The 6158-nt window shown below is 63.0% G+C and carries 1 protein-coding gene; it reads right to left on the bottom strand.

Going from position 1 to position 6158, the window contains the following annotated elements; all coding sequences use genetic code 11:
• Positions 1-6158: amino acid adenylation domain-containing protein (locus tag ACFT1A_RS30860; protein WP_378450096.1), on the bottom strand; the 6158-nt coding region annotated here is incomplete at both ends.

Below are 6158 nucleotides of genomic sequence, written 5' to 3'. Positions count from 1 at the left end.
ACCACATCCCCACACACCACCGCCCGCGAACCCGAACAAACCCCCACCACAGAATCAAAACCATCCAACAACAACCCACCCACAACCGGACGAGAGGTGTCGTTCCAGGTTTCGAGCACCAAAGCACGCTCAGACGCCGTCATGACCTCGACGTCACCGACCGCAGTAGAGGGCGTTTCACCGATTTCTGTCAGCAGAGTCTCGAGGCGACCCAGCAGGGCCTGCGCGTACGACTCGTCGAAGAAGTCGGGTAGGTAACGAAGCGTCAGGTGCAGTTGGTCGTCGAGACCGATCAGCAGTGTGAGCGGGTAGTTCGTGGAATCGTCGGAGGCGACATCGTCGATCACCATGCCATCCAAGAACTCTGCTTGCGCTGCAAGACCGTCACGGTCGACCGGGTAGGACTCGAAGATCACCAGAGTGTCGAAGAGTCCGCCGACGCCCGCGGCGCTCTGCACATCGGTCAGGCCGAGGTAATGGTGATCGAGCAATCCCGCCTGTTCGATCTGAACCCGTGAGAGCAATGCCTCGACGGACTCGGCCAGATCCAGTTGGACACGAACGGGCAGCGTGTTGATGAACAGGCCCACCATCTTCTCGACGCTGTCAAGTTGTGGCGGACGGCCGGAGACCGTGGCACCGAAGACGATGTCCTGGCGACCGGTCATGCGTCCCAGCAGAATTGCCCAGGCAGCCTGGACGATCGTGTTGGCGGTAACGCCGGTCCTCGATGCCAAACCGGTCAGTGTCGCGGTCACCGATTCGCTGAGCGAGATCTGCAACTTCTGCGACAGCGCACTGAATTCCTGACCAACGACGTTGGGAGCCAACAACGTCGGCTCTTCGACGCCGCCCAGCGCTTTCGCCCAGGCATCCATGGACACACTGCGATTCTGCTGGACCAGCCACGCGAGGTAGTTCCGGTAGCTCAATGACCGCGTCTGAGCGGGAATGTTCCCACGCATGGCGTAGTGGCCGAGGAGCGTCTGGAGCAGCAGGGGCATGGACCAGCCGTCGAGGATGATGTGGTGGTTTGCCACAACAAGGCGGTATTCGCTCGCCGCGATCTTGATCAGCGTGAACCTGATCAACGGCGGGTTCGACATGTCGAAGTGTGTGGCCTGGTCCTCGGCAAGAATCCGATCCAACTCGCGGCGTCGTTCTTCGCTGTCAGCGATTGTGGTGAGATCCAGTTCGCGCCACGGCACGTCGATGTCAGCGAGAACTACCTGGACCGGCGTACCCGTTCCGTCGACCACAAATGCGGTGCGCAGGTTCGGGTGACGATCGATGATGGCCTGTGCTGCGGCGTGGAGGCGATCCGCGTCGACGCGGCCGGACAGCGAGAGAACCATCTGCACGGAGTACAAGTCGACGGTCGACTCGGCCATGACCGCGTGGAACAGCAGACCGGACTGCAGCGGAGCCAACGGCCAGACGTCCTGCACCGCCGAGAAACGCTGCTCGAACCCATCGAGATCGTGCTGAGTGAGCGTTACCAGCGGCACGTCCGACGGCGTGAGACCACCCGCGCCGACGGTCTGTGCGTGCTGCGCCAGCGCTGTGAGTGCACCGACCCACAGGTCTGCCAGAGCCTGCACTTCGGTGGCGCTCAGCAATCCGTTCGGGAAGGCAAACGATGCTTCCAGCACCGCGCCGTCAGGACCGTCGTTGACGATCGCGTTGATGTCGACAACCTTGTTGGCCGGCATATCCGGGTCTTCCGGCGCAGCGACGTCCGAGAAGTCGCGTGCCGGAATCCATCCGAGGCCTTGCGCTGCGGCCGGAATATCCTCCGCCACAATGCGGCCCAGGTAGTTGAAGCTGACCTGCCCGCTGCTCAGCTTGGACAGTTCGGTGCGAGTGTCGTCGTTGACGTACCGCAGCAGTCCGTAGCCGACACCCTTGTCGGGAGCGGCGAGCAACTGCTCCTTGACTGCCTTGATCGCCGCTCCCGCACTGGCTCCGGCGTCGAAGGCGTCGTCGATGTCGATACCGGCAAGGTCGAGGGCGACGGGGAAGGCCGCCGTGAACCAGCCGACGGTGCGTGAGAGATCGGCACCCGGGACGACGCCCTCTTCGCGGCCGTGGCCCTCGAGCTGGAGCAGTGCCGCTTCGGTGTCGATGCCCCGCTCACGGCGCCAGCGCACCAGTGCCAGAGCAAGTCCGGCCAGCAAACCGTCGTTGGCTCCGCCGCGGAACCCCTCGGGCAGAGTTGTCAGCAGGGTTTCAGTGACGCCTGTGGGCACCTCGACGCGCACACGCTCGACTGTTGCCGCAACGTCGACGGAGGGGTCGAACGCACGCGAACCGAGAATCGGGTCTGGAGTCGACAGCGTCTTACGCCAACGTGGCAATTCTGCCAGTCGCTTGTCTGATCGTGATTCCGCAGCGAGCGAGTGCGCCCAGGTACGCATGGACGTGCCTGTCGGTTCGAGCACGGGTGCAGTTCCGCCACTGCGCTGGGCCCACGCGGAAATCAAGTCCGGCACGATGATTCGCCAGGAGACGCCGTCGACGATCAGGTGATGCGCAGCCACGATCAATCGGCCGGTGCGTGTGTCACCGAAGTCGATCCACACGAACTGAGCCATGACACCGGCGGCCGGATCCAACCGGCCGAGAGCGTCGTCGAGAGCGCCCGACGCGATGGCCGTCAGCTCTGTATCCGCAATCGCGGGGTCCACCTGCACCCGGCGCACCAAAGAATCCACGTCGACGGTTCCGGGCGCGGACACTGCCATGCCCGGACCACGCTGATCATCGACCAGACGCGAACGGAACATGTCGTGGTGATTGATGACGGCAGCCAGTGTGTCGACAACACCGGTCCGGTCGATGCCCAGCGGCAACTCCAATGTCAACAACTGGTTGAAACGCTGGTAACTGCCCGGCCGTTCGAACATGAATCGCTTGATCGGCGTGAGCGGCATCCAACCGATGCCGCCGCCTTCGATCTCGGCGAGAACAGTGATCGCATCGGCGTCGGAGCCGAAGACGGCAACCTCTGCCAACTCCGCCACCGTCTTGTTCTCGAACACGTCCTTGGGCGTGAACAGAACACCGCGGGCCTTGGCCCGGGACACCAACTGGATCGACATGATCGAGTCGCCGCCCTGAGCGAAGAACGAATCGTCGGTACCGATCTGATCAAGGCCGAGAACGTCGGCAAAGACCGCGCTGAGGATGCGTTCCATCTCGGTCGTGGGAGCGCGGAACTCCTTGACCTCGAATACCGGCTCCGGCAGAGCCTTGCGGTCCAGCTTGCCGGCCGGGGTCAGCGGCATGTCGGTCAGAACCATGATCGACGCAGGCACCATGTGCGCCGGCAGAGTGCGTGAAACGAACTCACTCAGATCCGCCGAGCTGACAGCAGATTCCTTGCCGACAAACACGTACGACACCAGCGCCGGAGCACCGGACGTCAGTGTGGTGCCCATCGTCGCTGCGAACTCGACGTTCGAATGTGCCGTCAGTGCCGCGTCGATCTCACCGAGCTCGATACGGAAGCCACGGATCTTCACCTGGAAGTCGTTGCGGCCCACGTACTCAACCTGATATCGATCAGTCCAACGCACAACATCACCGGTGCGGTACATGCGCTCACCGGACAGGCCGTGCGGGTTGGCAACAAAGCGATCCGCGCTCAATCCCGGGCGGCGATGGTATCCGCGGGTGACCTGGGGACCCGACAGGTACAGCTCACCGGCAACGCCGACGGGGACGGGCTGCAGACGTGTGTCGAGAACAAACGCGGCCATGTCGCCGATGGTTCCGCCGATGGTCATCCGGTCGCCCGGCATCAGCGGCACACTGACATTGGTGACGATAGTGGTCTCGGTGGGACCGTAGACATTGAGGAACGTACGTCGACGGTTCGGCTGATCCGCCCACTTGGCCATCAACTCCGGCGAGTACGCCTCACCGCCGACACCCACCACCTCGAGGTCGATCAGACCAGACGGATCCATGGAAGCCAACGCCGCGGGCGTGATGAAGGCGTGTGTGACGCGTTCGGACTTGAACAGCGCGGTCAATTCGTCGCCGCCGAAGATCGACGTCGGGACGATCACCATGGCAGCGCCTGTAGCGACGGCCAGGAACAGCTCGAGCATCGACGCGTCGAAGCTCGGTGACGCGAAGTGCAGGGTGCGGGAGTTCGGCGTCACCAGGTAGTGCTGAGCCTGCGTTGCACTGAAGCTCGCGAGGCCTGCACCGGTAGCAACAACACCCTTGGGCAAGCCCGTTGTGCCCGACGTGTAGATCACCCAGGCCGGGTGCGCAGGGAGGACGCGGCGCACACGTTCGTCGTCACGAATCGGTGAATCATCCTGAGCTGCCATCAGTTCCGCGCAAGCAGCACTGTCGATCGCGAGCCACTCGACAGTGTCAGTGAGTCCGTCGAGTTCCGCTTCGAGGGTCAGACCGACCGAGACGCCCGAGTCGGAGACCATATGCGCGATGCGGTCAGCCGGGTAGTGCGGATCGATGGGAACAACCGCGGCACCTGTCTTGGATACCGCCCACACCAGCAGGACCGATTCGACAGAACGCGGAATCGACACTGCGACCAGGTCTTCGGCGCCCAGACCGCGAGCGATCAGGACGCGGGCGAGGCGCGACGACCACTCGTCGACCTCGGCGTACGTCATCGACCGATCCTGGTAGCGGAGAGCTTCGTTGGAGGGATACAGCAACGCGGTCTCGGCCAGGATGTCGGCCAACGGCTTCGGCTCGATGCCCGAAGACGCTCGGCGACTGGTCAATTCGATACGCTCAGGCGCTTCGAGGATGTTGATGTCGCCGACAGCCTGCGTCGCATCCACGGCGACGGCCTCGAGAATCCTAGTCAACCGCTCGGCGAAGGAGACAACTGTCCCCTCGTCGAAAAGGTCCGTCGCATACGTGAAGGTCGCGGTCATGCCGTGACCATCGGCAGCTTCCACCAGGGTCAACTGAAGGTCGAACTTGGCTACGGTTTCCGCGATATCGAATTCGGTGATATCGAGTCCCGGCAGCGTCAGGTGATTCTGCCCCAGGTTCTGGAATGCCAAAGCAACCTGGAACAACGGGTTGTGCGCTTGCGAGCGCACCGGATCGAGAACCTCGACCAGCCGCTCGAACGGCACGTCTGCGTGAGCGAAAGCCGCGAGATCGCTCTCACGCGCCGACGTAAGCAGATCGAGGAAACGCATCCCCGGATCCACCTCGGTACGCAGCACGAGCGTGTTGACGAACATGCCGATCAGATCGTCGAGTTCGGCTTCACCACGACCGGCAACCGGGGTGCCGACTGCGATGTCGGTGGTGCCGGACAGCCGGGCAAGAAGTGTTGCCAACGCCGAGTGCATCACCATGAACAGCGATGCCTGGTGCTCGCGACCCACAGCAGCCAGTCCGCGGTGTACATCTGCGGAAATCGGGAAGCTGTAGGTGGCTCCCCGACCGGTGAACACAGCCGGACGAGCGCGGTCACTGGGCAAGGTGATCTGGTCCGGAACTCCGTCGAGAGCCTTTGCCCAGTAGTCGATCTGCTCTGCCAGAACGGATTCGGCGTCGCTCTCCGAACCGAGAATCCCGCGCTGCCACAACGCGTAGTCGGCGTACTGCACCGGCAGGGGCGCCCACGTCGGGGCCTGCCCCTGCGAGCGCGCGTAGTACGCAGCCATCACGTCGCGGATCAACGGGCCCATCGAGAAACCGTCGGTGGAGATGTGGTGAATCACTATCGCCAGTACAAACGAGTCCTCGGCGAGCTGGAAGAGCTTGGCCCGCAATGGAACCTCAGCCGTGACATCGAAACCGGACGAGACGAAGTCCGTCACCGCCGCAACGATGCCGGATGCTTCGAGTTGCACGGGAGCCAGATTCACCGGAACTGCTGCCGCCGGCAGGATCCGTTGGTAGCCGATTCCGTCCACCTCGGGGTAGACCGTGCGCAGAACCTCGTGACGCTGCAAGAGGTCCATGACAGCGTCGTACAACGCCGCCTGGTTCAACTCGCCGGTGAGCGTGATCGCCATCGGAATGTTGTTGGCTGCCGACTCGCGGTCCAACTGATTCAGGAACCACATACGCTGCTGAGCCAACGACAACGGCACCCGAACCGGACGATCCTGCACCGTCAACGCCGCACGCGAACCACCACCGACATGAGA

It is taken from the genome of Rhodococcus sp. NPDC057135 (assembly GCF_042670865.1).
Taxonomy (GTDB): Bacteria; Actinomycetota; Actinomycetes; order Mycobacteriales; family Mycobacteriaceae; genus Rhodococcus_F.
The sequence above is the reverse complement of the archived record's forward strand: the minus strand, read 5'-3'. Positions and strand labels throughout refer to the sequence as shown.